Genomic DNA, 24,686 nt, shown 5'->3' on the forward strand with positions numbered 1-24,686 from the left:
GACAAACGGGGCGGGTCAGGCCTTGGGGCGCATGTCGTAGATCCGGCGCAGCTTGCCGTTGGAGCGCTCCAGTGAACCGGGCTCGACGACGTCGACGGTGCAGGAGGAGCCGACGTGGATCTTGATCTGCTGCTGCAGCACCTTCGCCGCCGTCGCGCTGCCCTCGACCGTGACCGACTCGCGGCGTTCGATCTTGACGGTCAGCTGGTCCATCCGCTGCCCCTCCGGACGGGTGAGCTCCAGTTGGAAGTGCGGGCTGAGTTCGGGGATGCGGAGCGCGATTTCCTCGATCTGCGAGGGGAACAGGTTCACGCCGCGCAGGATGATCATGTCGTCGCTGCGGCCAGTGATGCGTCCCATCCGGCGGTGCGCCGGACGGGCGGTGCCGGGCAGCAGCCGGGTGAGGTCCTTGGTGCGGTACCGGATGATCGGCAGGGCTTCCTTGGTGAGCGAGGTGAAAACCAGTTCGCCGGGCTCGCCGTCGCCCAGGACCACGGACGGGTCGAAGGCGTCGATGATCTCGGGCCGGAAGTGGTCCTCCCAGATGTGGCTGCCGTCCTGGGTCTCCACGGCCTCGCCGGCGACGCCGGGGCCCATGACCTCAGAGAGGCCGTAAATGTCGCAGGCCTTGATGTTCATGGTGACTTCAAGCTCGTGCCGCATTTCTTCGGTCCACGGCTCGGCCCCGAGCACGGCGTACTTGAGCGAGGTGGAGGCGGGGTCGATGCCCTGCTTCATCATGGCGTCCGCGATGGTCAGCAGGTACGTCGGGGTGGCCAGGATGGCGTCCGGCTTGAAGTCCTGGATCAACGTGATCTGGCGCTCGGTCTGGCCGCCGGAGATCGGAATGACGGTGCAGCCCAGCGCTTCGGCGCCGGCGTGGGCGCCCATGCCGCCGGTGAACAGGCCGTAGCCGTAGGCGTTGTGGACCTTCATGCCGGGCCGGACGCCGGAGGCGCGCAGCGAGCGGGCCACCAGCTTGGCCCAGTCGGCGAGGTCCTTCTTGGTGTAGCCCACCACGGTGGCGCGGCCGGTGGTGCCGGAGCTGGCGTGGATCCGGGCCACCTCGTGCTGCGGCACGGCGAACATACCGAAGGGGTACTCGAGCCGGAGGTCTTCCTTGGTGGTGAAAGGGAACTTCCCCAGGTCCGAGAGTTCGCGCAGGTCGGTGGGGTGCACACCGGCCTCATCAAACTTCCGCTTGTACAGCGGGACCCGGTCGTAGGCGTACGCCACGGTGTGCTGCAGGCGGCTGAGCTGCAAGGCCTCGAGCTCGTCGCGGGAGATGGTTTCTTCGCGGTCCAGGACGGCGTCACTGGGGGCGAGGGCAGATTCGGCGGTGGGGGTGGTCATCTGTGTCCCTGTTTCTATTTCTTGGAGATGGTGCGGCTGCGGCCGCGGAACTCGGCGATGAGTTCGCCCGGTGCGATGTCGGAGGGTAGCCCGCCCGGGAGTGTGGTGGCCGGTGTGGAGCCGGCGGGGGAGCCTGCCGGGCCGGGGATGGCAGCGGGGTCGGCAGCGTAGATCTGGATGTCGTACAGCCCGCTGCGGCCGGTGCTGGCGCGGTGGTTGGCGACGGCGGTCAGGATCTGCCCGCGGAAGGCCGGCTTGATGAAGTTGATGTCGACGCCGGACGCCACGGTGATGGTGCCTTCCTCGGCCACGCCCGGCTTCACCGGGTTGCAGGCGAGGGCAAAGGCGGTGTCGCCGAAGGCGAAGATCATGCCGCCGTGGGCCATGCCGAAACCGTTGAGCATCTCCTGCCGGAGCGGCATCCGGATGGTGGCGTGGCCGTCGTCGAGCGCCAGGACTTCAATGCCCATCCATTCGGAGGCGTAGTCGTCTTTCAGGATGGGGTGGGTGTCACCGGAAATCGTCAGTTCAGCCATGCGTCATTGCCTCCAGCTTTATTTACCGAATGTTCATTAGGTAATCCCATCCGGGTGCCTGCTGTCAAGGGGTGTAAGTATGCTGGGACACATGGCCAAAGGAATATATGTCAGCGCGACGACGCCGGGATCCGGGAAGTCGCTCATTGCTCTGGGCCTGGCAGACACCCTGCACCGGCACGCGGACCGCATCGGCTTCTTCAAGCCCGTGGTCCACGGCCGCGCCGACGCGGACCCGATGGTTGCGCTGATGAAGTCCCGCTTCGACCTCGACGACGACCGCTGCCGCAGCGGTCTGACCTTCGCCGAGGTCCGGGGCCTGCTCGCGGAGGGAAACCGCGAGGAGATCGACTCGCGCTGCGTCGAGATCTTCGCGGAGATGTCCCGGCACTGCGACGTGGTGATCATCGAGGGCACGGACCTGACCGGCCAGGACGCCGCCGTCGAATTCGACCTCAACGCCCGGCTCGCCAACAACCTCGCGGCGCCGATGGTCGCCGTCGTCGGGGCGAAGGGCCGCACGGTGGCCGAAACCGCGGACGCCGTCGAGGTGGCCCGCAAGGAACTCCTGGCCGAGCGGTGCACCCTGCTGGCCATCATGGTCAACCGTGCCAATCCCGAGGACCTGGAGGCAATCGCCGCGGCGGTGCGCCCGGGCGCCTCCGGCCGGCCGGTATACGTCTTCCCCGAACTGGAGGACATCGCGCGGCCCACCACCGGCGAGGTGGCCGCCGCGCTGGGCATCGGCCAGGTGGCCGGCTTGCCGGACCTGGAACGCGATGTGCACTCGGTCAAGGTCGCGGCCATGAACGTGGCCAACTTCCTGCACGTGCTCGACGACGGCGCGCTGGTGATCGTTCCGGGCGACCGGGCGGACGTGCTGGTGGCCTGCCTGGCCTCCTCCTTCTCGCCGGAATTCCCGGTGCCGTCGGCGCTGATCCTGACCGGCGGACTGGCCCCGGACCCCACTATCTACTCGCTCCTGGCGCAGGCCCCGTTCCCGATCTTCGCCGCCCCGGACGACACCTACGTGACCGCCAAACGCGTCTCCGAGGTGCGCAGCGAAATCTGGTCCGGCCACCGCCGCAAGGTGGCGTCAGCGCTGGGCCTGTGGGCCAAACGCGTGGACGAGGCGGAACTGCTGGAGCGGCTGCATCTGCCGCGGCCGGAGCGGATGACGCCGCTGCGCTTCCTGCATGACCTGATCGAACGGGCCCGTTCGCAGCGCCGCCACATCGTCCTGCCGGAGGGCACGGACGTCCGGATCCTCCGGGCCGCGGAGATCCTGCACCGCCGGGACGTCTGCGAGCTCACCGTGCTGGGCCGGGAGGCGGACGTGCGCGAACTTGCCGCCACCCAGGGGATCGACCTCGCCGGAATCAACATCGTGGACCCGGCCACCTCCGAGCTGCGCCAGGGTTTCGCGCAGAAATACGCGGAGCTGCGCGCGCACAAGGGCGTGGACCTGGCGAAGGCACTCGAGGTGATGCAGGACGAAAGCTATTTCGGCACCATGATGGTCCAGCTCGGCGTGGTGGACGGCATGGTCTCCGGCGCCGCGCACACCACGGCACACACGATCCGTCCGGCGCTGGAGTTCGTGAAGACCCGCGAGGGCGTCAAGATCGTCTCCTCCGTGTTCCTGATGCTGATGCCGGACCGGGTGCTGGTCTACGGTGACTGCGCGGTCAACCCCGAGCCCAATGTGGAGCAGCTCGCGGACATCGCCCTGGCCTCGGCCGAAACCGCTGCCCAGTTCGGCGTCGAACCGCGCGTTGCCATGCTCTCCTACTCCACCGGCGGTTCCGGGGCAGGCGAAGCGGTCGACGCCGTCCGCCAGGCCACCGAACTCGTGCGCCAGCGGCGCCCGGACCTCGCGGTGGAGGGCCCCATCCAGTACGACGCCGCCGTCGACGCCGCCATCGCCGAGTCCAAGATGCCCGGCTCGTCCGTGGCCGGCCAGGCGACGGTCTTCATCTTCCCGGACCTGAACACCGGCAACAACACCTACAAGGCGGTCCAGCAGTCCTCCGGTGCGGTCGCCGTCGGGCCCGTGCTGCAGGGGCTCCGCAAACCGGTCAACGACCTGTCCCGCGGCTGCACGGTGGATGACATCCTGAACACCGTCGCCATCACCGCGATCCAGGCCCAGTCGGCCCAGCCGGCCACGGGACAGGCCGCCGCGCCGGCCGCCGGACACGCAACCGTACAGCCCGTCGAAGCCAAGGCTTAGGAGGCCCCATGCTCGTTCTCGTCATCAACTCCGGCTCATCCTCGCTCAAGTACCAGGTCCGCGACGTCGAAGCGGGCAGCGTCCTTGCCGAGGGGCTGGTCGAGAAGATCGGGATGGGCAACGGCGGTGACGGCGACGGCGAGATTGAGGGCCCCCGCGACCACGCGGAGGCGTTGGAACAAGTGGACGGGGCGATCCACGAGGCACTGGGTGACCGGCCGCTCGACGCCGTAGGCCACCGTGTGGTGCACGGCGGTGAGCGTTTCGCCGAGCCCGTGCTGGTCAATAACGAGATCACCCGCGCCATCGAACGGCTGAACCCGCTGGCGCCGCTGCACAACCCGGCCAACGTCCTCGGCATCCGCGCGATCGCGAAGAAGTGGCCGGAGCTGCCGCAGGTGGCCGTCTTCGATACCGCCTTCCACCGCACCCTGCCCGAACACGCCTGGCGCTACGCCGTGCCGGACGAGCTTTACACCAACCACGGCATCCGGCGCTACGGCTTCCACGGCACCTCGCACGAGTATGTGGCGCACCGGGCCGCGGCGCTGCTGGACCTGCCGGTGGACGAATTCGACGCCGTCATCGCGCACCTCGGCAACGGCGCCTCGGTCACTGCCATCCGCGGCGGCAAGTCCATCGACACCTCGATGGGCTTCACCCCGCTGGAGGGCCTTGTGATGGGCACCCGCTCCGGCGACCTGGACCCGTCGATCCTGGTGTTCCTGGGCCGGGCCGGCTGGTCCGCCGAGGACCTCGATTCCATGCTGAACCGCCAGTCCGGGCTCAAGGGCCTCGCGGGGAACAACGACATGCGCTCCGTCGTCGAGGCGGCCGAAGCCGGCGACGCCAAGTCCGCCATGGCCCTCGCGGTGGCCTCCTACCGGCTGGCCAAGTACATCGGCGGCTACCACGTGGCCGTCGGCGGCGCGAAGGCCCTGGTCTTCACCGCCGGGATCGGCGAAAACTCGCACCAGTTCCGGAGCCTGGTCGCGGAACGGCTGGGGGCTCTCGGCGTGGAGCTCGACGCCGGGCTGAACCGAGAGCGGTCCAAGGAACCCCGGGTGATTTCCACGCCCGAGTCGGCCCTGCCAGTGCTGGTGGTGCCCACCGACGAGGAACGCGCGATCGCGGAGGCGACCGCCGCCGTCGTCGCCCGCTCATCGGTTGCTCAGTAACCGCCCTTCTGGAGGCTCAAAACGGCACTGCTGGGCCCGCGCCGGCAGGGTTCCCTGACCGAGCTTGCGAGGGGAGGGGGGCCAGCGGGGAGCAACCGGCGGGGAACGGGTCCTAGGCTGGGGGCATGACCGAACCGAACCTTTCCTTCCGGCTGCCCCTCCGCACTCGGCGGTTGGTGCTGCGCCGCTTCGAGGCCGGGGACCTGGACGCCTTCCACGCCTACCACTCGCTGCCGGAAACCGCCCGCTTCCTCCCGCGGGAGGCCAAGAGCTACACGCAGTCGATGGAGTACGTGGGTAAGTACGCCAACTTCGTCTTCGAAAAGGAGGGCGACTGGGTGGCGCTGGCAATCGAGGCTGCCGACTCGCCGGGACTGCTGGGCGAGGTGGTGCTCAAGTGGCTCCCCGGCTGCGGCCAGGCCGAGGTCGGCTGGAGCCTGGCGCCGGAAGCCCGCGGAAAAGGCTACGCGGCCGAAGCTGCGCAGGCGATGCTGAAGCTGGGTTTTGAGGACCTTGGCTTCCACCGGATCGATGCCAAGCTGGATGCCTTAAACACCGCCTCCGCGGCCCTGTGTGAGCGCCTCGGCATGCGGCTGGAATCCACCCAAGTGGACAAGTGGCACTACAAGGGCCAGTGGGCCACCGAGGTGGTCTACGCGATGCTCGCCGAGGAGTGGCAGGCCCGCCAGCCTGGGTAGGTGCGCGGGCCCGTACAACCCGGCGATTGCTCCGGCCGACAGCTCCCGACGCTCCCGCCCAGTTGTTCCCGTACCCGCAGCCTCCGGACTCCGGCGGCCCCCGAGGTCCCGCGGCTCGTCTGATCCCGGCCAGGTTCATGCAGCCATGAACTGGGCTGGAGCGTCAACGACGGCGGCCGACAACTCCCGACGGCGGCCTACGGGGCCGGCGGAGCTGAGGTCGTGGTGGCGGGCGAGGCGGTCTCTTCGCCGGGACCCGGCGCGGGGGCCGGCTCGGTGGCGCCGTCCACAGGCTGGCTGGGCTCCGGGTCGAGCGTGGCGTCCGGTGCGGGCGGGACGGTTGCACCCGGGCCGGGCTGGTCCGTCGTGGTAGGCGACGGCGAGGGTGTGGACCCGGGGGTGGCGCCCGGCGAAGCCGTTGCCGGCGCCGTCGGCGTGCCGGCCCCGCCCGGGGTGGCGCTGGGGTCCGTCCGGACGATCTCCATGATCTGTTCCTTGAACCCGTTCAGCTTGCCCTGGATCTCCGAGAGCGGAACGTTCTGCAGGTTCCGCCCGTACTCCGCGATCTGCTGCCACAGCGCGGTGAGCCTGGACATGCCGTCCGGGCTCAGCGGCCCGTCCAGCGTGAGGACCAACTGGCTGGCCAGGGCGTAGGTGAGGCACCTGAGGCAGTTGTAGTTGGCGGCGGCGGAGAGATTCTCCGGCACGACCACATCCGCCTGGCCCACGATCAGCACCACCTGGAAACCGACTGCCACGGCGGCGCAGTCCTTGCAGCTGGCGAAGGCATACGCCTCGTTGGTGTTGCGGACGTCTTCGCCGTCGTCGGCCCACACCAATGCGAAGGCGACGTCGTACACGACCGAACCGTCTGTGGTGTTGACGGCCAGCGACTGGTTGCCGCCCTCTTCCGGTGCGGCCGGTTTGTCGAAGGGGAACACCCAGGACGGGGCCGCCGTCGTGGTGCCGGATCCGCCGGCTGGGGCAGACCCTTCCCGGGGTACCAACACCATGCTCAGCTGTGGGTCCTCGCGGGTGGGCTTCTTCGCGCCGGCCGGCCAGAGCGCCACGGTACGGCCGGCCTGGCCTTCCTTCATCGCCTTGGTCGAGGCGGCGGGGAACACGGCCGTGGTGATGTCGCTGAGGGTGCCGCGTTCGTAGGGCTGGACCGGGCGGTAGGTCTCGGCGCCGGGCCACCAGGCCCAGGCGAGGCCCGCTGTGACAGCTGCGATGGCGGCCATGGCGACGCCGCGCTGCAGTGCCTTGCCGCGGGTCCGCTGCCAGAGGCCGGTCACGAACTGCCGGCCCAGGCGCAGCAGGATATAGAAGATGCCCAGGACTGGCAGCGCAATGCAGATGATCGCAAGCCCCCGCACGGCAGCATCGGCAAAATCGCCCGAGGCGGCGCTGTGCGAGAGCATGGCCTGCTGCTTCCAACCGTTGTCCCAAGCGGTGCCGAGGATCCGCGGCAGGGTAAGCACCATGGTGACCAGGCTGAAGAGCAGCAAGGGCACGGTGACGAGCACCCAAACGGTGACCACGACCCGGGCCCAGGGCTTGAGGAGCCGGGCCTCGGGATCGGTTTTGCGCCAGGGAATTAACGCCAGCAGGGTCGGCTTGATCCGCTGGAAGAGGTCCGGGACTCCGGTGGCGTCAGCGAGGATGTGGTACCCGTCGAACCGGACCATCGGCATCAGCTGCCGGACCATTTGCAGGATCTGGGTGACCACCACCAGCAGCAGGGCGTCGAAACCGGTGGCCCACCAGACACCCATGATGGCCACAGCCACGATGGCGTTGAAGTACAGGCCGCCCAGGTCGGTGCGGATCCGGCCGGCGCGGCCCAGCCGGTACGAATCCGTGACGTCGGTGTAGAACGCCGGCCACATCAGGTACAGACCGGTGCCCATGGCGCCCGGCGTGGCCCCTCCGCGGCGGGCCGCGGCGGCATGCCCGAATTCGTGGAAGCCGGCCGACAGTACCGTGACCAGCAGGATCAGCAGCACCAGACTCGGATTGGCAAAGGCCTCATGGGTGGCCGAGGCGAGCCCCTTGACCATCAGCACCCACCAGCAGGTCGCCAGGAAGGCGGCGGTCACGGCCACGACGATCAGCGGGTTGAAGAGTGTGGCGAAGGGGGCGGTAAGTTTCCGCGTGCGTTCCGGGTCCGTCACGGAGTACCGGAAGCGCATGCCCAGGAGCGGGTTGGACTTCTTGACTTCGGGTTGCGAGCCGTCGGCCAGCCGCAGGAGGCCCAGGGGGAGCAGTTGGGAGTCGATCAGTGTCTGGACGTTCCCCGCATTGACTGGCTTGCCGTAGGCGCTGCCGGCGTGCTGCGCGATCTCCTCCAGGCTGCGGCGGCCGTCGATGGCCTCGAGCACCAAGTAGAGCAGGCGAGTCAGCTGGATCGTCTGGCCGTCGGCACGCCGGACCAACGACGGGGCCTGCTTGTAGCCGGAGCCCTTCGTCTCGCCGATCAGCTGGACGCCGTCGGCCAGGGCCGGAGGCGGCAGGGTGCCCGGGGCGGCAGAGACCGGCGGGCCGTCCTGCGCGGACGGCCCGCCATGCAAGGTAGTCATCTAGTTGCTACTGCTGGATGTTCGACTGCTGGTCAGCCGAGGCCGTTGCCTCGCCCTCGATGTTCTGGGTGATGATCGCATCCTGCTGCGACACGGCGAACGCGTTGCTGTCGATCGAGCCGATGTTGGCGGCGACGGCGGCATCGATCGGTGCCGCAACGTTGGCGTTGGCGGCCACCGCACCGTTGATCGGCGCGGTGATGCCGGCGTTGGCGTCGAGGTTGACGTCGACGTTCAGCAGGTTGCCGTTGAGTGCTCCGGTTGCTCCGCCCACGGCGCCGTCCACGGCGCCGCCCAGGTCGGGTGCCGTGCCGTCCGGAAGGACGCCCGTGGCGTCGCCAACAGCGCCGTCCACAGTTCCGTCCGGAAGCACCCCTCCGGCATCGACCGTCGCGGTGGTGCCGCCGTCGGCCGTGGGAGCGGCCGTACCGGCATCGCCGGCCGCGGTGGGTGCGGTGGAGTCGGCGGCCTGGTCGATGCCGCTGTCCTGGACGGAGGTGGCGTTGGCGTCGGCGGTGATGCCCTGGTCGATGATGACGCCCTGGTCGGAGAGGGCCTGCGCCTCCGAGCCAGCGGAGAGGATGTTCGCCGATGCGGCGGCGTCGATCGGGGCCGCGACGTTGGCGTTGGCAGCGACGGCGAGGTCGATCGGCGCGGCGGCCTCGATGCCCAGGTTGAGGTCGGCGTTCAGATCCAGGACCGAGGCAACTTCCTTGTCCGGCAGGGCGGTGGCGCCCTCGGCCATCAGTTCCTCGTCGGACAGCCCGCTCATAGCTTGTTCAGTGCTCACGAATGACTCCAGTTCCGGCACGGTCTCCTGCTGCCCCCAGTGAGCAGTGTCTCCAACTACGTGCCTAGTGCAGGTCAATAGTAAGCATGATGATCAAATTTGGGTACACGGGAGGCTGGATATTCCGTCGGTTGCTCCGTAACGGACCTTTTGAAGGCTCAAAACGGCGGTTACGGAGCGACCGACGGGGGAGAGGCGACGCCTACTTCAGCCCGGCGCCGGGCAGCAGTTCCGTGGCGCCGAGGGAGTCCGCGACGAAGGCGTAGTCCCAGGCGCGCTCTTTCCACTGCACGTAGCGGCCGGAGGCGCCGCCGTGGCCGCCCTCCATCTCGATCTTCATCACGATCGGCTCGCTGCCGGTGTTCACCTCGCGCAGCCGCTGCACCCACTTGGCCGGTTCCACGTAGAGCACCCGCGTGTCATTGAACGAAGTGACGGCCGCGATCTTGGGGTACGCCGCCGCCCGGACGTTCTCGTACGGCGTGTAGGACTTCATGTACGCGTACACGTCCGGGTCCGTGATCGGGTTGCCCCATTCCTCCCACTCCAGGGCGGAGAGCGGCAGTTCCGGGTCAAGGATGGTGGTCAGGGCATCCACGAACGGGACGGCTGCGACAATCGCCGCGTACTTTTCCGGCGCTAGGTTGGCCACGGCGCCCATCAGCAGGCCGCCGGCGGAGCCGCCCATCGCCGCAATCCGGGCCGGGTCCACCCAGCCGGATCCGGCGAGCCAGTCGGTGGCCGCAATGAAGTCGGTGAAGGTGTTCTTCTTGTGCAGCTTCTTGCCGTCGTCGTACCAGTGCCGGCCCAGCTCGCCGCCGCCGCGGACGTGCGCGATCACGAACACGATGCCGCGGTCCAGCAGCGAGAGCCGGGGAATGCCGAAGCCCGGGTCCATGCTCAGTTCGTAGGAGCCGTAGCCGTAGACCAGCCCGGCCGCGGTCGAATCCTGCCGCACCGAGGCGTGCCGGAGCACCGAGAGCGGGATGCGGGTCCCGTCGGACGCCACCGCCCATTCCCGGGTTGCGACGTAGTCGGCGGACGAGTAGCCGCCCAGCACCGGGCTCTCCTTGCGCAGCAGCAGCTCGCCGGCGGGCGCTTCCGCCGTCGGCAGCACAAAGTCGTAGACCCGCGAGGGCGTGAAGTAGGAGGTGTAGCCCATCCGGATGACGGGGGCCTCATAGTCGGAGCCGGCCACCCCGGCGGTGTACAGCTCCTCGTCAAAGGCCGGCTCCACGGGTGCGCCCTGGTCCGGGGTGCCGAGGCCCGCCAACGGAAGGACCTGCACCCGTTCGATCGTGTCCTTGCGGATGGACAGCACCAGATGGGTGGAGGTGACGCCGGCGCCGTTGACGCGCACCTGGTCGGAATGCGCGACGACGGTCCGCCAGTGCTGCTCGGCGGCGGGCTTGGCGAGTTCGGCCGGGTCCACGAGCGAGACCATCGAGTTGATGGCGTCCTTGTTGTGGGTCAGCAGGATGGTTTCGGACTTGTCGCCGTCCGGGCCGGTCAGCAGGAACGGTTCGGCCTCGTACAGGATGCGCTCGTCGCGGGAAATAACGGTTGTCAGCCCGGCATCGGGGTCATCGAAGCGCAGCAGGCGGGTTTCGCTGAACTCGGAGCAGCCGATGCCCAGGACCAGGTGCCGGCGGTCCGCGGAGAGCTCGAAGCCGAGCCACATGGCGACGTCGTCCTCCTGGTAGATCACGTCGTCCTCGCTGACGGGCGTGCCCAGGACGTGGGACTTCACCTGGTACGGGCGCCAGGACGCGTCCACCACGGTGTAGAAGATCCGGGTGCCGTCGGGGGAGAAGGAGATGCCGTAAAAGACGTTCTCGATCACGTCCGGGAGCAGTTCGCCGCTGCGGAGGTCCTTGATGCGCAGGGTGAACCGCTCGTCGCCGGCGTTGTCCACGGCGTAGGCATACAGGTTCCCGTCGATGGTGACCGCGGAGCCGCCGACGGCGAAGAACGGCTTGCCTTCGGCCTCAATGTTGCCGTCCAGGAGAACTTCCTCGCCCGGGATTTCGACGCCGACCTCGACGGCGGGGGGAGTCCAGTCCGCCACGCGGTCGCCGCTGTCCTGCGCGCGGACGCGGCACTGGATGCCGTATTCCTTGCCCTCGACCGAGCGGGTGTAATACCACCAACCGTCCTTGCGGTTCGGCACGGAGAGGTCGGTCTCCTGGGTGCGTCCCTTGATTTCCTGGAAGATGGCCTCGCGCAGCGGTTCCTGGTGGGCGGTCACGGCTTCCTGGTAGGCGTTTTCGGCCTTCAGGAGTTCCACGACCTCGGCGGATTCCTTGTCCCGCAGCCACTCGTAGTCGTCCTCGAACACGTCGCCGTGGTGGGTGCGGGGGGCGGGGACCTTCTTGGCGACGGGGGGCTGCGGGGAAGGCTGCACGGGAGTCTGCGTCATGGACCCAATCTACCCAACCCCCGCGCCGGTCAGTTGCCGTTTTGCAGTTTATGGGCGGCCACGTAGTTGCTGAGCTTGTTGGCGCGGAGGGCCGCAGCGATCTCCGCGGTGGCGGCGGGATCCTCGAGCACAATGGATTRCCCGTCCGCACTGGTTCCGACCCCCGCCGTCGGCAGCGTGAAGAACACGGCGCCGTTGGCCGGGGTGGTGTGGAAGCTGAACGCCAGGCGTGCCAGGGCGTCCAAGGTCAGTCCCGGGGTCACCGTGATGCGGGGCAGTGCAGTGGTCGCCAGTTTGCGGGCGGTGGCGCGGTCGGTTGCGCCCTGCTTGACGACCTTGGTCAGCACGGCCTTGAGGAAGGTCTGTTGATTGCGGACGCGCTGGTAGTCGCCGTCGGCGAACGCTTTGCGTTCGCGGACGAAGTCCAGGGCCCGGGCGCCGTTGAGCCGGTTCACTCCGGCCGGAAACCTGACCCCCGGGTCGATGGTCGACTCAAAGGGCAGCTTCACATTAACGTCGACGCCGCCGACTGCGTCCGTCAGGGCGGCGAAAGTCTGGAAATCGACCATGACGGTGTGGTTGACGTGCTGGCCCAGCAGGGACTCGACGGTCCGCGTCACCAGGGGGAGGCCGCCCAGCAGCAGGCTTGAGTTGATTTTGGCTTGGCCGTGGCCGGGGATGTCCACCCACAGGTCACGCATCAGGGAGATGCCGTACGCCTGCTTCCGGTTGGCGGGGATGTGCACGAACACGATGCTGTCCGCCAGTTGGGTCGACGGCTTGCCCGCAGCGGCCGCGGCCCGCTGGTTGACCCGGCTGTCGCTGCCGACCAGCAGGATGTTCAGCGCGGTGGGCGGAGGCTCCGGCGGCGGGGTGGGCTTAGGCTTCTTGGTCGCCGCTGGTGTGGCGCTCGGGGCCGGGGTCTGCGGCGGGGCCGCGTTCTCCGTCCGCGGTGCCATCAGGAAGGCCGCCGCGGCAATGCCGGCGGTCAGCAGCAGCCCCAGGGCGGCGAACAGGATCCGGCGGCGCCGCCGGCCCGTCGGTGGCGGGGGTGGTGCTGCTGGTGGTTCTGCTGCTTCCGGCGTTGCCATGACCGGACAATATCACCGGAGGCCATGGCTGGTCCGTCTCCTCCGGGCCGCCGGGCGCCCCGCGTGTCGGCTGCCGCGGCCAGCGCCGCGGTGCTTGACTCCCTTCCCGCCTTCCGCATATCCTGAACGAACGGTCGGTAATTATTTATCGGAAATGCATAGGAGCAACCATGGCATCGCAGACCCTGCAGTCAGTGCCCGCCGAGCCATCGCCGGCACGGCACGAAACGCGGCATGAAATGAGCCCGGAGGACGCGGCCCGCCGTGATGCCGAGGGGCAGGCCTACTTCGACAAAGTCATGGCGGAGGACTCCCGGATCGAACCCCGTGACTGGATGCCGCCGGCCTATCGCAAAACCCTGCTGCGCCAGATCTCGCAGCATGCGCACTCGGAGATCATCGGCATGCAGCCCGAGGCCAACTGGATCTCCCGCGCCCCGAGCCTCAAGCGCAAGGCCATCCTGATGGCCAAGGTCCAGGACGAGGCCGGTCACGGCCTCTATCTCTATTCCGCCGCCGAGACCCTTGGCCAGCCGCGCGACCAGATGATGCAGGACCTGATGAACGGCAAGGCCAAGTACTCCTCCATCTTCAACTACCCGGCCCGGACCTGGGCGGATATGGGTGCCATCGGATGGATGGTCGACGGCGCTGCGATTGCCAACCAGGTGCCGCTCTGCCGGGCCTCCTTCGGCCCCTATGGCCGCGCGATGGTCCGCGTCTGCAAGGAGGAGTCCTTCCACCAGCGGCAGGGCTTCGAAATCCTGCTCGAACTCTCGAACGGCACCCCCGAGCAGAAGCAGATGGCCCAGGACGCCGTGAACCGCTGGTACGCCCCGGCCCTGATGATGTTCGGCCCGCCGGATGACGATTCCCCCAACTCCAAGCAGTCCATGGCCTGGAACATCAAGCGCTTCAGCAACGACGAGCTCCGCAACCGTTTCGTCGGCATGATGATGGAGCAGGTCAAGGTCCTGGGACTCACCCTCCCGGACAAGGACATCCGTTTCAACGAAGAAACCAAGAAATGGGAGCATGGCCCGCTGGACTGGGATGAGTTCCACGAAGTCCTGGCCGGCCGCGGACCGTGCAACGCCCAGCGCCTGGAACGGCGCCGCGAAGCCCACGAGAACGGTGCCTGGGTGCGCGAAGCCGCCGCCGCCTACGCGGAAAAACAGGCCAAAAAGCACGCAGAGAAGGAATCCGCAGCATGACAACCCCCGAACCCCACGCAGGCAACGTCTGGCCCATCTGGGAAGTCTTCGTCCGCTCCAGCCGCGGCCTCTCCCACGTCCACGCCGGATCCCTGCATGCCCCGGACGCCGCGATGGCCCTGCGCAACGCGCGGGACCTGTACACCCGCCGCAATGAGGGCGTTTCCATCTGGGTAGTCCCCGCCGACGCCATCGCCTCAAGCGACCCGGATTCAAAGGGCTCCTTCTTCGAGTCGCCGCAGGGCAAGGATTACCGGCACGCGACGTACTACACCAAGAGCGAAGGCGTGAAGCACCTGTGAGCACCCCCGAAGCAACGACTGAAGCAAACGCCCACGACGCCGGCCACGGGGACATCTCCGTCGGCGTCACCGGGGCAGGAGCCGGCGGCGACGGCATGGCCAGCGCCACCCGGATCACCCCCGGAAATGCCCTCCGCCCGGAGGACATTGCCCTGGCCGTCAGCCGCGGCACCGCCAAGCCCAGCGAAGACGCCGCCGAATTCGCCCTCCGCCTGGGCGACGACGCCCTGGTCCTGGCCCAGCGCCTGGGCCACTGGATCTCCCGTGCGCCGGAGCTCGAAGAGGACATCGCCCTGGGCAACATCGCCCTGGACCAGCTGGGCCATGCCCGCTCCTTCCTCAGCTACGCCGGCGGATTTGACGGCCGCAGCGAGGACGATCTTGCGTACTTCCGCCGCGAGCCTGAGTTCCGGTCTGTCGAGATTTTCGAAATCCCGAACGGCGACTTCGCGGTCACGATCGCCCGGCAGTTCGTCGTGAGCTATTACCAGTTCGAGCTGTACCGCCGGCTGGTGGACTCCACCGACGCCACCCTGGCCGGCATTGCGGCGAAGGCCGTCAAGGAAGTGGACTACCACCGCGACCACAGCGCCCAGTGGGTGCTGCGCCTGGCCCTCGGCACGGACGAGTCCCGCCAGCGGATGATCCACGGCTTCAAGGTCATCTGGCCCTACGTCGACGAGCTGTTCCGCGACGATGAGCTTACCCACCGCCTCAGCGAGTCCGGTGCCGCCGTCGAGCCCTCCAGCCTGCGCGCCGACTTCGACCGCCTCACCGGCGCGGTGCTCGCGGAAGCGGAACTGGAAGTCCCGCAGGTCCAGCCCGCACCGGGCGGCGGCCGCCGCGGACTCCACTCGGAACACCTGGGCTACCTCCTCTCCGAAATGCAGGTCCTGGCACGCGAATTCCCCGGAGCGAGCTGGTAACCATGCCGGACATGTACGTCAGCCACCCCACGGCCGATTCCATGGCACCCGGGCAGCAGAAGACCGCAGACCAGAAGACTGCGGATCAGAAAGCCTGGGACGTCGCCGCCACGGTCTGCGACCCGGAAATCCCCGTCCTCACCATCGAGGACCTCGGGATCCTTCGCAACGTCCGGGTGACGAAGGAACCAAACGCAGACGACGGCGGCATGGTCCCGGCCGTGCACGTCACCATCACGCCCACCTACTCGGGCTGCCCTGCCATGGACGCCATTCGCGACGACCTCGTAACCGCCTTCAACCGGGAGGGCTATCCCAGCGTCAACGTTGAGCTGGTTCTTTCCCCGGCATGGACCACGGACTGGATGAGCGAGTCCGGCAAGGCCAAGCTGGAGCAGTACGGGATCGCCCCGCCTTCCGGCCACTCCAACGCCGTCCGGCACGCCGGGCCGATCCGCCTGTCCCTCGCCGTCAAATGCCCGCAGTGTTCATCTTTGAACACCAAGGAACTCACCCGCTTCGGTTCCACGTCCTGCAGGGCGCTGTACGTCTGCCAGGACTGCAAGGAACCGTTCGACTACTTCAAAGTTTTGTAAGGAACAGGTGCCTCCATGACTGTTGTCCGCCAGACCGCCGCCGAGTCGGCCGCAGCCACCGGCCGCCGTCGTGCGTCCTTCCACGCCCTGACGGTGGACGAAGTCCGCCGGCTCACCGATGACGCCATCGAGGTGACCTTCGGCGTTCCGGCTGAACTGGCCGGCCAGTTCGATTACCTCCCGGGCCAGTACGTCGCCTTGCGAACCACCCTTCCGGACGAGTCCGGCGAGCCGAAGGAAATCCGCCGCAGCTACTCGATCTGCGCGGAGCCGCGCAGCTTCGCGGACGGCAGCAGCGAGATCCGTGTGGCCATCAAGAAGGACCTCGGCGGCCTTTTCTCCACCTGGGCCAACTCCGAGCTCAAGGCCGGCGACGTCCTGGACGTGATGAGCCCGATGGGCGCCTTTGTGTCCAAGCACGGCCGCGACGGCAAGCCCGTGGAACAGAACGTCATGAACTCCATGAACCATCCGGAAGAGCTGGCGGGGGAGCCCGGATCGTTTGTCGCCATCGCCGCCGGATCCGGCATCACTCCCGTGATCGCGATCGCCCGGACGCTGCTCGCTGCCCACCCGGATACCCGCTTCGACTTGATCTACGCCAACAAGGCCGCCATGGACGTGATGTTCCTTGAGGAACTCGCGGACCTCAAGGACAAGTACCCGTCGCGCCTGGCGCTGCACCATGTGCTCTCGCGCGAACAGCGGATCGCGCCGCTGCTCAGCGGCCGGATCGACGCCGAAAAGCTCCAGGCGCTGCTGGGCACCGCGATCCACGCCGACGACGTCGACGAATGGTTCCTCTGCGGACCGTTCGAGCTCGTCCAGCTGTGCCGCGACACCCTTGCGGCCCGGGGCGTGGAGCCGGAACACGTCCGCTTCGAGCTGTTCAGCTCCGGCAAGCCGGACCGCCCCGAGGGCAACATCGGCCGGCCGGTGATCGCGGACGAGTCCAAAGAGACGTACAAGATCACCTTCAAGCTCGACGGACTGCAGGGCGAGGTCGCCAGCCCCACACACGCCCGCGAATCGATCCTCAACGCGGCCCTGCGGGTCCGGCCGGACGTCCCCTTCGCGTGCGCCGGCGGCGTCTGCGGCACCTGCCGCGCCAAGGTGGTCAGCGGCTCGGTCACGATGGACGAGAACTACGCGCTGGAGCAGGACGAACTGGACAAGGGCTACGTGCTGACCTGCCAGTCCCATCCCACCACCGCCGAAGTCACCGTCGACTTCGACGTCTAAGCCTTCACCCATCCAAGGAGCCGCATGATTTCCCTGACCATCGCCGACGGCATCGCCGAGGTTGTCCTGGACGCGCCGCAGAAGCTGAACTCGCTGGACGAGCAGGCGCTGCAGGATTTGGCACAGGCGTACGACGACGCCGCCGACGCCGCCGCGCGCGGGGAGGTGCGGGTGCTGCTGCTGCGCGGCGAGGGCCGTGCCTTTTGCGCGGGCAGGGACATCGCCGGCGTGACTCCGGAGAGCGACGACGCCCAGGCCTACCTGGGCGGACTCGTCCAGCCGCTGCTAAAGAAGATGAGCTCCTTCCCGGCACCCACCTTCGCCGCAGCGCAGGGCGCCTGCCTGGGGGTGGGGCTCGGGCTGCTGCTGGCCACGGACGTGGTCTACGTCGCGGACACGGCCAAGTTCGGTTCCCCTTTCGCCAAGCTCGGCGCCACGCTGGACTCCGGCGGGCACTGGTACTTCACCGAACGGCTTGGGATGCACCGCACCCTCGATTTGATCTACACCGCGGAGCTCATGAGCGGCGCCGAGGCGGTGGCGCAGGGACTGTTCAGCCGCGCCATGCCGGCGGAGGAGCTGCTGGAGAACACCCGTGCCATCGTCGCCAGGGTGGCCACCGGCGCCACCGGAGCGTTCAACGCCAGCAAGGAACTGGTGGCACATATCCGCGACCAGCGCCTTGGCCTCTGGGAGGCTATGGAGGAGGAGAACGCCGAGCAGGCCCGCCTCTGCAAGAGCGAGGACTACGCCGAGGGTTTCCTGGCCTTCCAGGAGAAGCGCGCCCCGGTTTTCAAGGGCAGATAGCCGCTCCTGCGCCTTACCAAGCCCTGGCTGCGCTAGTACTCGTCTTTGCTACGAAGCATTCTCATTTCCGGAACGCGCTTGTAATGTTCGGTTATGACTTTGGGGAAATCTGTAACTAAGGCTGTCATTCCTGCCGCTGGACTGGGCACCCGCTTCCTGCCGGCAACGAAGGCGATGCCTAAGGAAATGCTGCCTGTGGTGGACCAGCCGGCCATCCAGTACGTGGTCGAAGAGGCTGTCAGGGCCGGGCTCACGGACCTGCTGATGATTACGGGGCGGCAGAAGCGCGCGTTGGAGGACCACTTTGACCGGGCGCCCGGGCTCGAGCGGACGCTGGAGCTCAAGGGCGACACGGAGCGCCTGGCCGCGGTTCACGAGGCCTCCGCCCTCGGACCCATCCACTACGTCCGGCAGGGAGAGGCCAAGGGCCTGGGGCACGCTGTGCTGTGCGCCAGCCAGCATGTGGGCGACGAGCCGTTTGCCGTCCTCTTGGGCGATGACCTGATAGATGAAGCCGAGGACCTGCTCACCACCATGATGGAGGTGCAGCAGAAGACGGGTGGATCGGTGATTGCCCTGATCGAGGTGGATCCTTCGCAGATCAGCGCTTACGGATGCGCGGACATTACGGCCATCGAGGGCGAGGAGTTCGTCCGGGTGAACAGCCTGGTTGAGAAGCCGGCCGCCGGCGAGGCGCCCTCGAACCTTGCCGTGATCGGCCGCTACGTGCTGCACCCGTCTGTTTTCGGCGTCCTGGAGGACACCCCGCCGGGGCGCGGCGGCGAGATCCAGCTGACGGATGCGCTGCAGTCCCTGGCCGTCGGTGAGGGCGAAGGTTCCGGCGTCTACGGCGTGGTCTTCAAGGGCCGGCGCTATGACACCGGAGACAAGCTCAGCTACCTGAAGGCCGTCATCACCATCGCCTGCGAGCGCGTTGAGTTCGGCGAAGAACTCAAGATCTGGCTCAAGGGTTTCGTGAACTGACCGGAGCCCTGCGGCTCGGGACGGCTAGCGGGTATCCAGGTCCTCGAACACCAGGAACGTCTGCGTGTCCAGGACCCCGGGCATGGACTGCAGCTGGTCGAAGATCACCCGGCGCAGGTCCACGTTGTCCACGGCGCGGACCAGCAGAATGACGTCGAAGTCACCGCCCACCAGGGCGATGTGGTGCACCTCGGGAATCGCGCGGAGCAGTTCCCGAAGCTCCCGCCAGGAATGCTGGCGCACCTTCAGCGTCACGTAGGCGGATGACTTCAGCCCGGCCTTGATCGGATCCACGAGCGCCGTGAACTTGGTAAGGACCCCCTCGCCGGTCAGCCGGGCAATCCGGGTGTACGCGTGGGCGCGGGAAATGTGGACATTCTCGGCCACCTGGGTCACGGACATCCGGCCGTCACGGGTCAGTTCGGCGATGATGTTCCGGTCCACGTCGTCGAGCGGTACCGCCTGGTCCGCTTCCGCCTCTGCCATTTGTCCACAACCTCCGCCGGTAATCCAGCTCACATTTACGTTTTGTCTTTCAGGTTAGGGCAAAATCCGGGACTTCTCCATGATTCCGCCCGGGGGTGGATACGAAACGGTCCCCGGGACCATACTGGGAGCGAATAGTGGCTACAGAAAGACGGACCAATGACGATCTCCGCAGACCACCCTGCGCAGCAGCCTGTGGCCGCGCAGCAGCCGGCCCCCGGGCAAGCGGCCTCCGCCGCGACGGAAAATCCCGCCAGCGAGGCCGTGCGCAAGTTCGGCATCACGGTCGAGGACTACATGCTTCCCGCCCGGCACCCGATCCAGATCGTGGGACCCGACGGCGCGCCGAACGCGCACACGGAGCAGGGCGCCCAGCCCGGCCACGAATACGGCCTCCCGGGGGACGCGGAACTGATGGCCGCCTACGAGCAGCTAGTCGTCGGCCGCCGCGTCAACGACCAAAACTCCGCGCTGGTCCGCCAAGGCCGGATGGCCGTCTACCCCTCCAGCCACGGTCAGGAGGCCTGCCAGGTCGCGGCGGCGCTCTGCCTCTCCGACGGGGACTGGATGTTCCCCACCTACCGCGACTCGGTGGCCGTGATGGCCCGCGGCGTGGACCCGGTCCAGACCATGACGCTGTTCCGTGGCGACTGGCACGGCGGCTACGACCCCGCCAAGCACAAGGTCGGCATCCAGTGCACGCCGCTGACCACCCAACTGCTCCACGCCGTCGGCGTCGCCCACGCGGCCAAACTCCGCGGCGAGGACACCGTTGTCCTGGCCATGTGCGGCGACGGCGCCACCAGCGAGGGCGACTTCCACGAGGCGCTGAACTTTGCCGCCGTGTTCCACCTCCCGGTGGTCTTCTTCGTCCAGAACAACCAGTACGCCATCTCCGTGCCGCTCGCGCACCAGTCGGTCGCGCCGTCGCTCGCGCACAAGGCCGTCGGCTACGGCATGGCCGGCGAACGCGTGGACGGCAACGACATTGTTGCGCTCCTGGCCGTACTCGGCCGGGCCGTGAAACTGGCCCGCGACGGTTCCGGCCCGCTCCTGGTGGAAGCGCACACCTACCGGATGCAGGCCCACACCAACGCCGACGACGCCACCCGTTACCGGCAGGACAGCGAGGTGGCCGAATGGGTCGCCAAGGATCCGCTGAGCCGGATGAAGACCTACCTGACGGAGCGCGGACTGCTCGACGACGACGGCGCCGCCCGGATCGCGGAAAAGGCCGAAACCGTAGCCGCGCAGCTGCGCGAGGGCCTGGGCGAGGATGTCCCCGTAGATCCCCAGGACCTCTTCAAGTACGTCTTCTCCGCCCCGACCCCGCAGCTGAAGGAACAGTCCGCCATGCTCGCCGACGAACTGGCACGCGACGCCGCCTCCGCCACGACTTCCGAGGAGTCCGCACAATGAGCCCCACCGTCACCACCTCCTCCGAGGCGAACAACAACGTCAGTGCCGCCACGGCCCGGGCCGCAGCCAAGGCCGCCGTTGAAGCCGAAAAGACCGGCCCGCAGACCATCACCCTGGCCAAGGCGCTGAACACCGCCATGGCCGACGCCATGCACGCCGATGCCTCGGTCCTGGTCTTCGGCGAGGACGTCGGCATGCTTGGCGGCGTCTTCCGCATCACCGACGGGCTCACCAAGACCTTCGGGCAGAGCCGCTGCTTCGACACCCCGCTGGCCGAATCCGGCATTGTCGGCATGGCCGTGGGCATGGCCATGAACGGCATGCGCCCGGTCATCGAGATGCAGTTCGACGCCTTCGCCTACCCGGCGTTCGAACAGATCGTCAGCCACGTCGCCAAGATGCACAACCGCACCAAAGGCACCGTGAAGCTGCCGATCGTCATCCGCGTCCCGTACGCCGGCGGCATCGGAGGAGTGGAGCACCACTGCGACTCCTCCGAGGCCTACTACGCCCACACCGCTGGCCTCAAGGTCTTCACCCCGGCCACCGTGGCCGACGGCTACCGGATGCTCCGCGAAGCCATCGACTCGGACGACCCGGTGATGTTCATGGAGCCCAAGAAGCTGTATTGGTCCAAGGACCAGGTGGACCTGGACGCGCTGCGGGCCGAGCACGCCGCGAACGCCGAACGCGGGACCTCCTCCGAGGGCCGCGCCGCCGTCGCCCGTCCCGGCACCGACGCCACGCTGATCGCCTACGGCCCGTCCGTCCCGACGGCGCTCGCCGCCGCGGCCGCCGCCGCCGAGGAGGGCCGCTCACTTGAGGTGATCGACGTCCGCTCGATCGTGCCGTTCGACGACGAGACCGTCTGCGCCTCGGTCCGCAAAACCGGCCGCGCCGTTGTCATCGCCGAAGCCCACGGCTTCGCCTCGGTGGCCTCCGAGATCGTGGCCCGGGTCCAGGAACGCTGCTTCCACCACCTGGCCGCGCCGATCCGCCGCGTCACCGGCTTCGACGTGCCGTACCCGGCGCCGAAACTCGAGCACTACTACCTGCCCGGCGTGGACCGCATCCTCGACGCCGTTGACGACCTCCAGTGGGAAGACTGACCATGACCGAACCGAAAGTATTCCTCCTGCCGGACCTCGGCGAAGGCCTCACCGAAGCCGAGCTCGTCAGCTGGCTCGTAGCCGTGGGTGACGAGATCCGCGTCGACCAGCCGATCGCCGAGGTGGAGACGGCCAAGTCCATGGTCGAGGTCCCCTCGCCGTACGCCGGCACCGTCGCCGTGCTGCACGGCGAGCCCGGCCAGACGCTCGACGTCGGCAAGCCGCTGATTTCGGTGACTCCTGTTGGTGTCTCCGTGTCCGGCGGTGGGGCCCCCGGTACGGGTGCCCGGGAGGCCGGCGCGGATGATGCCGCCAGTGGCGCCGCCACAGGCAATGCCGCCCCCGCCCCTTCGCCGGACGGCATTGCTGCAAGCAGCATGCCGTCCGGCTCCGACAGGCCCGATGCCACTCCCGGGGCGGCATTGCCTGCGTCGGCCGGTAGCGCTGTCGACTCACCGGCCGTAGTTGCCGACTCGCCGGCCGCAGTAGCTGCCGAGGTGTACCGCGAGGAGGAGAAAGCCGGGTCCGGGAATGTGCTGATTGGGTATGGGACTCCGGGCGGGCACGGGGTTGCTCGGCGGACGCGGGCACCTAAGCGGGCCGTATTGGCCGAGCCTGTGGCTCAGGTGTCTGCGGCGGAGAAGGCTGCGGACGATCTCTTGCTGATGCGGACGCGGGTTCCGGGGAAGCTGGGGGCCGTCATTTCTCCGCTGGTCCGGCGGATGGCGCGGGACCATGGGGTTGATTTAGGGGAGCTGCAGGGTTCCGGGACGAGCGGGCTGATCATGCGCCGCGACGTCGAGGCCCTGATCAAGCCGGCTCCGGCAGCTGGGCGACCCGCGGCGCAGCCGGCGGAAACGGCGCTGCCCGCCGCCGGTGGCACCGATGCGCGGACCGGGCTGGGCATTTCCGGGCGCACCCCGGTCCGGGGCGTGCGCAAGGCCGTGGCCGCGAACATGAGCCGCAGCCGTTCCGAGATTCCCGAAGCCACCGTGTGGGTGGACGTGGACGCCACGGCGCTCGTGGAGCTTCGTGCCGCGTTGAAGAAGACGGATCCGCACCACGCCCCGGGGCTGCTGGCGTTCATTGCCCGGTTCGTCACCGCCGGGCTCAAGAAGTTCCCGGAGCTGAACACCCGGATCGTCACCACCGAGGACACCACGGGCGGGGCCAGCCAGGAAATCGTGGCCTTCGACGGCGTCAACCTGGGGTTTGCGGCGCAGACGGACCGGGGTCTGATGGTCCCCTCCGTGCGGAACGCGGACAAACTCAGCGCCCGGGAACTGGATGCGGAGATCCGGCGGCTCACCGCCGTCGTCCGCGACGGCAAAGCCACGCCGGCGGAGCTGGGCAGCGGCACTTTCACGCTGAACAACTACGGCGTCTTCGGCGTGGACGGTTCCGCGGCAATCATCAACCACCCCGAGGTGGGCATCCTCGGCGTCGGACGCATCATCGACAAGCCGTGGGTGGTCAACGGGGAGCTTGCCGTCCGCAAGGTCACCGAGCTGACGCTCACCTTCGACCACCGCGTGTGCGACGGCGGAACCGCCGGCGGTTTCCTGCGCTACGTCGCCGATGCGATCGAGAACCCGGGGGCCGTGCTGGCCGATCTCTGAGACTGCCGGCTAGTGCACGGTGCCGCGGCCCGGGACCTGGCCCGGCGGCACTTTGGACAGCAACGTCCGCGCTGCCATCTGGGCCATCTTCCGGGTCGCCGGCGACAAGTAGGCGCCCTCCCGCTGGATGAGGGCGATCGTGTCGAACAAGGGCTCGGCGAAAGGGACGGCATGGACGTTTTTCGGAAAACCGGGTCCTCTGACAATCGCCTGGGGGACAAAAGAGTCAGCCGCCCCTGCGGCGACCAGGCCCAGGGCGGTGTCGACATGTTCCACCTCGATGGCCGGATCGATTTTCAGCCCCTTGAGATGGGCGCGTTCCAGAATCTGCCGGCGGGTGGGGTCACGCCAGCCGGCGAAGGCGTCATAGAGGACCAGTTTCGACTCAGCGAGCTCCTCAATGGTGACCGGGCCGCGTGAAGGATGCCGGGTGGCCGACACGAAGAAGACTTCGTCCCGGAAGAGCGGCCGAACCTGAAGGCCCGTTTCCGCCACCGGCAGCACGATCAGCCCGGCCTCGATTTCGCCCGACGCCACGGACTCGGCCACGGTCACCGAGTTCAACCCGACGAGGCGCACCCTGACCTTGGGGTACCGGCGGTGGAAGCGCTGCACCAGGTCGGCGAGGTCGTAGTGGGCTCCGTACCGCAGCACTCCAAAAGTGCAGACGCCTCCCTCCAGCGCCGACATGGACCTCAGCGCCTCGACTCCGTTGTCGAACGAGGTGACCGATTGCAGCGCGTGGACCCGCAGTTCCACAGCCGCCGTGGTAGGAATGAGCCGCCGGCCGCCGCGGGTGAACAGGCTGTGCTGCAGCTCATGTTCGAGCCGGCTGATGAGTTCGGAGACAGAGGCCTGGCTTGTTTCCAGCTTTCGTGCCGCAGCGGTGAAGGAACCGAGTTCGTAGGCCGCTAAGAAGGCCCGGAGTTGCGCGAGTGTCATGGCTAACCCTGGCTCTCAGTAAGACATTCGGCAGGTTTGCAGACAATGGTGCGGGGTGGACCGCTCGGGTGGCGCGGGCAAAATCAGCTGGCTTAAGCATAGGGCCACCCTGTATGAGGCACATGTTTGGGTCCCGTTGTGCGATGGCACACGCGTCAGTAGC

Annotated in this window: 21 protein-coding genes; 13 read left to right on the plus strand and 8 right to left on the minus strand. The window is 68.0% G+C overall.

What is annotated here, in order from left to right; all coding sequences use genetic code 11:
• Nucleotides 1-15: 15 nt before the first annotated feature.
• A complete protein-coding gene (gene paaK, locus AB4Y91_RS01830) occupies nucleotides 16-1,353 on the minus strand; it encodes a phenylacetate--CoA ligase PaaK (protein ID WP_441416870.1) in 1,338 nt (445 codons plus the stop codon).
• Nucleotides 1,354-1,367: 14 nt separating this feature from the next.
• Entirely contained in the window at nucleotides 1,368-1,889 is a 522-nt protein-coding gene (locus AB4Y91_RS01835) for a hotdog fold thioesterase (RefSeq protein ID WP_441416871.1), read from the minus strand.
• Between the two features lie 91 nt (nucleotides 1,890-1,980).
• On the opposite strand from AB4Y91_RS01835, the gene pta reads away from it, so the two are divergent.
• The 3 genes from pta (at nucleotide 1,981) to AB4Y91_RS01850 (ending at nucleotide 5,998) form a co-directional block, all read left to right on the plus strand.
• Nucleotides 1,981-4,122: a phosphate acetyltransferase gene (pta, locus tag AB4Y91_RS01840; protein WP_441416872.1), complete on the plus strand. Its 2,142-nt coding sequence runs from the start codon at nucleotides 1,981-1,983 to the stop codon at nucleotides 4,120-4,122.
• A gap of 8 nt (nucleotides 4,123-4,130) precedes the next feature.
• Nucleotides 4,131-5,300, plus strand: coding sequence for an acetate kinase (locus tag AB4Y91_RS01845; RefSeq protein WP_441416873.1), 1,170 nt, complete (start codon nucleotides 4,131-4,133; stop codon nucleotides 5,298-5,300).
• Between the two features lie 125 nt (nucleotides 5,301-5,425).
• Nucleotides 5,426-5,998 (plus strand): GNAT family N-acetyltransferase, encoded by a 573-nt coding sequence (locus AB4Y91_RS01850; RefSeq protein ID WP_441416874.1) that lies wholly within the window; start codon nucleotides 5,426-5,428, stop codon nucleotides 5,996-5,998.
• 197 nt (nucleotides 5,999-6,195) lie between these two features.
• Here AB4Y91_RS01850 and AB4Y91_RS01855 read toward each other — a convergent pair whose 3' ends face one another.
• The 4 genes from AB4Y91_RS01855 to AB4Y91_RS01870 all read right to left on the minus strand — a co-directional run bounded on the left by AB4Y91_RS01855 (nucleotide 6,196) and on the right by AB4Y91_RS01870 (nucleotide 12,877).
• Nucleotides 6,196-8,577: a hypothetical protein gene (locus AB4Y91_RS01855; RefSeq protein ID WP_441416875.1), complete on the minus strand. Its 2,382-nt coding sequence runs from the start codon at nucleotides 8,575-8,577 to the stop codon at nucleotides 6,196-6,198.
• A gap of 7 nt (nucleotides 8,578-8,584) precedes the next feature.
• A complete protein-coding gene (locus AB4Y91_RS01860; protein ID WP_441417832.1) occupies nucleotides 8,585-9,349 on the minus strand; it encodes a peptidoglycan-binding protein in 765 nt (254 codons plus the stop codon).
• Nucleotides 9,350-9,569: 220 nt separating this feature from the next.
• The gene (locus AB4Y91_RS01865; RefSeq protein ID WP_441416876.1) at nucleotides 9,570-11,786 is read right to left on the minus strand and encodes a S9 family peptidase; all 2,217 of its coding nucleotides are present in this window, start codon (nucleotides 11,784-11,786) and stop codon (nucleotides 9,570-9,572) included.
• Nucleotides 11,787-11,815: 29 nt separating this feature from the next.
• Nucleotides 11,816-12,877 carry an LCP family protein gene (locus AB4Y91_RS01870; protein WP_441416877.1) on the minus strand — a complete coding sequence of 354 codons (1,062 nt, stop codon included), beginning with the start codon at nucleotides 12,875-12,877 and terminating at the stop codon, nucleotides 11,816-11,818.
• Nucleotides 12,878-13,047: 170 nt separating this feature from the next.
• On the opposite strand from AB4Y91_RS01870, the gene paaA reads away from it, so the two are divergent.
• The 7 genes from paaA to galU all read left to right on the plus strand — a co-directional run bounded on the left by paaA (nucleotide 13,048) and on the right by galU (nucleotide 18,948).
• Entirely contained in the window at nucleotides 13,048-14,091 is a 1,044-nt protein-coding gene (gene paaA, locus AB4Y91_RS01875) for a 1,2-phenylacetyl-CoA epoxidase subunit PaaA (RefSeq protein ID WP_441416878.1), read from the plus strand.
• Nucleotides 14,088-14,393: a 1,2-phenylacetyl-CoA epoxidase subunit PaaB gene (paaB, locus tag AB4Y91_RS01880; protein WP_028265291.1), complete on the plus strand. Its 306-nt coding sequence runs from the start codon at nucleotides 14,088-14,090 to the stop codon at nucleotides 14,391-14,393. Before paaA ends, paaB begins: the two co-directional genes overlap by 4 nt.
• The gene (gene paaC, locus AB4Y91_RS01885; RefSeq protein WP_441416879.1) at nucleotides 14,390-15,319 is read left to right on the plus strand and encodes a 1,2-phenylacetyl-CoA epoxidase subunit PaaC; all 930 of its coding nucleotides are present in this window, start codon (nucleotides 14,390-14,392) and stop codon (nucleotides 15,317-15,319) included. The genes paaB and paaC overlap by 4 nt, the downstream gene beginning before the upstream one ends.
• Nucleotides 15,320-15,360: 41 nt before the next feature.
• Nucleotides 15,361-15,915 (plus strand): 1,2-phenylacetyl-CoA epoxidase subunit PaaD, encoded by a 555-nt coding sequence (gene paaD, locus AB4Y91_RS01890; RefSeq protein ID WP_441417833.1) that lies wholly within the window; start codon nucleotides 15,361-15,363, stop codon nucleotides 15,913-15,915.
• A gap of 15 nt (nucleotides 15,916-15,930) precedes the next feature.
• The gene (paaE, locus tag AB4Y91_RS01895; RefSeq protein WP_441416880.1) at nucleotides 15,931-17,157 is read left to right on the plus strand and encodes a 1,2-phenylacetyl-CoA epoxidase subunit PaaE; all 1,227 of its coding nucleotides are present in this window, start codon (nucleotides 15,931-15,933) and stop codon (nucleotides 17,155-17,157) included.
• A 24-nt stretch (nucleotides 17,158-17,181) separates the two neighbouring features.
• Nucleotides 17,182-17,964 carry an enoyl-CoA hydratase/isomerase family protein gene (locus tag AB4Y91_RS01900; protein WP_441416881.1) on the plus strand — a complete coding sequence of 261 codons (783 nt, stop codon included), beginning with the start codon at nucleotides 17,182-17,184 and terminating at the stop codon, nucleotides 17,962-17,964.
• A 93-nt stretch (nucleotides 17,965-18,057) separates the two neighbouring features.
• Nucleotides 18,058-18,948 (plus strand): UTP--glucose-1-phosphate uridylyltransferase GalU, encoded by an 891-nt coding sequence (galU, locus tag AB4Y91_RS01905; protein ID WP_441416882.1) that lies wholly within the window; start codon nucleotides 18,058-18,060, stop codon nucleotides 18,946-18,948.
• A 24-nt stretch (nucleotides 18,949-18,972) separates the two neighbouring features.
• On the opposite strand, the gene AB4Y91_RS01910 is transcribed toward galU, so the two are convergent.
• Nucleotides 18,973-19,434: an Lrp/AsnC family transcriptional regulator gene (locus AB4Y91_RS01910; RefSeq protein ID WP_441416883.1), complete on the minus strand. Its 462-nt coding sequence runs from the start codon at nucleotides 19,432-19,434 to the stop codon at nucleotides 18,973-18,975.
• Between the two features lie 159 nt (nucleotides 19,435-19,593).
• Here AB4Y91_RS01910 and pdhA point away from each other — a divergent pair, with 159 nt between their 5' ends.
• From pdhA to AB4Y91_RS01925, 3 genes are read left to right on the plus strand one after another with little or no spacing between them, the layout of a single operon-like run.
• Nucleotides 19,594-20,853, plus strand: coding sequence for a pyruvate dehydrogenase (acetyl-transferring) E1 component subunit alpha (gene pdhA / locus AB4Y91_RS01915; protein ID WP_441416884.1), 1,260 nt, complete (start codon nucleotides 19,594-19,596; stop codon nucleotides 20,851-20,853).
• Nucleotides 20,850-21,962 carry an alpha-ketoacid dehydrogenase subunit beta gene (locus AB4Y91_RS01920; protein WP_441416885.1) on the plus strand — a complete coding sequence of 371 codons (1,113 nt, stop codon included), beginning with the start codon at nucleotides 20,850-20,852 and terminating at the stop codon, nucleotides 21,960-21,962. Before pdhA ends, AB4Y91_RS01920 begins: the two co-directional genes overlap by 4 nt.
• A gap of 2 nt (nucleotides 21,963-21,964) precedes the next feature.
• Nucleotides 21,965-23,581, plus strand: a complete 1,617-nt coding sequence (locus AB4Y91_RS01925) for a dihydrolipoamide acetyltransferase family protein (RefSeq protein ID WP_441416886.1) — start codon at nucleotides 21,965-21,967, stop codon at nucleotides 23,579-23,581.
• Nucleotides 23,582-23,590: 9 nt separating this feature from the next.
• On the opposite strand, the gene AB4Y91_RS01930 is transcribed toward AB4Y91_RS01925, so the two are convergent.
• Entirely contained in the window at nucleotides 23,591-24,523 is a 933-nt protein-coding gene (locus AB4Y91_RS01930) for a LysR family transcriptional regulator (RefSeq protein WP_441416887.1), read from the minus strand.
• Nucleotides 24,524-24,686: the final 163 nt, after the last annotated feature.

The organism is Arthrobacter sp. YAF16 (assembly GCF_052113385.1).
Taxonomy (GTDB): Bacteria; Actinomycetota; Actinomycetes; order Actinomycetales; family Micrococcaceae; genus Arthrobacter.

Excerpts from the sequence above, each read along its gene's own strand:
- paaD (WP_441417833.1), top strand. The coding sequence starts at position 15,361 with ATGGCACCCGGGCAGCAGAAGACCGCAGACCAGAAGACTGCGGATCAG.
- AB4Y91_RS01900 (WP_441416881.1), top strand. The coding sequence starts at position 17,182 with ATGATTTCCCTGACCATCGCCGACGGCATCGCCGAGGTTGTCCTGGAC.
- AB4Y91_RS01925 (WP_441416886.1), top strand. The coding sequence starts at position 21,965 with ATGACCGAACCGAAAGTATTCCTCCTGCCGGACCTCGGCGAAGGCCTC.
- AB4Y91_RS01930 (WP_441416887.1), bottom strand. The coding sequence starts at position 24,523 with ATGACACTCGCGCAACTCCGGGCCTTCTTAGCGGCCTACGAACTCGGT.
- pdhA (WP_441416884.1), top strand. The coding sequence starts at position 19,594 with ATGACGATCTCCGCAGACCACCCTGCGCAGCAGCCTGTGGCCGCGCAG.
- AB4Y91_RS01850 (WP_441416874.1), top strand. The coding sequence starts at position 5,426 with ATGACCGAACCGAACCTTTCCTTCCGGCTGCCCCTCCGCACTCGGCGG.
- AB4Y91_RS01865 (WP_441416876.1), bottom strand. The coding sequence starts at position 11,786 with ATGACGCAGACTCCCGTGCAGCCTTCCCCGCAGCCCCCCGTCGCCAAG.
- paaK (WP_441416870.1), bottom strand. The coding sequence starts at position 1,353 with ATGACCACCCCCACCGCCGAATCTGCCCTCGCCCCCAGTGACGCCGTC.
- AB4Y91_RS01920 (WP_441416885.1), top strand. The coding sequence starts at position 20,850 with ATGAGCCCCACCGTCACCACCTCCTCCGAGGCGAACAACAACGTCAGT.
- pta (WP_441416872.1), top strand. The coding sequence starts at position 1,981 with ATGGCCAAAGGAATATATGTCAGCGCGACGACGCCGGGATCCGGGAAG.
- AB4Y91_RS01910 (WP_441416883.1), bottom strand. The coding sequence starts at position 19,434 with ATGGCAGAGGCGGAAGCGGACCAGGCGGTACCGCTCGACGACGTGGAC.
- paaA (WP_441416878.1), top strand. The coding sequence starts at position 13,048 with ATGGCATCGCAGACCCTGCAGTCAGTGCCCGCCGAGCCATCGCCGGCA.
- galU (WP_441416882.1), top strand. The coding sequence starts at position 18,058 with ATGACTTTGGGGAAATCTGTAACTAAGGCTGTCATTCCTGCCGCTGGA.
- AB4Y91_RS01855 (WP_441416875.1), bottom strand. The coding sequence starts at position 8,577 with ATGACTACCTTGCATGGCGGGCCGTCCGCGCAGGACGGCCCGCCGGTC.
- paaB (WP_028265291.1), top strand. The coding sequence starts at position 14,088 with ATGACAACCCCCGAACCCCACGCAGGCAACGTCTGGCCCATCTGGGAA.
- AB4Y91_RS01845 (WP_441416873.1), top strand. The coding sequence starts at position 4,131 with ATGCTCGTTCTCGTCATCAACTCCGGCTCATCCTCGCTCAAGTACCAG.
- AB4Y91_RS01835 (WP_441416871.1), bottom strand. The coding sequence starts at position 1,889 with ATGGCTGAACTGACGATTTCCGGTGACACCCACCCCATCCTGAAAGAC.
- AB4Y91_RS01860 (WP_441417832.1), bottom strand. The coding sequence starts at position 9,349 with ATGAGCGGGCTGTCCGACGAGGAACTGATGGCCGAGGGCGCCACCGCC.
- paaE (WP_441416880.1), top strand. The coding sequence starts at position 15,931 with ATGACTGTTGTCCGCCAGACCGCCGCCGAGTCGGCCGCAGCCACCGGC.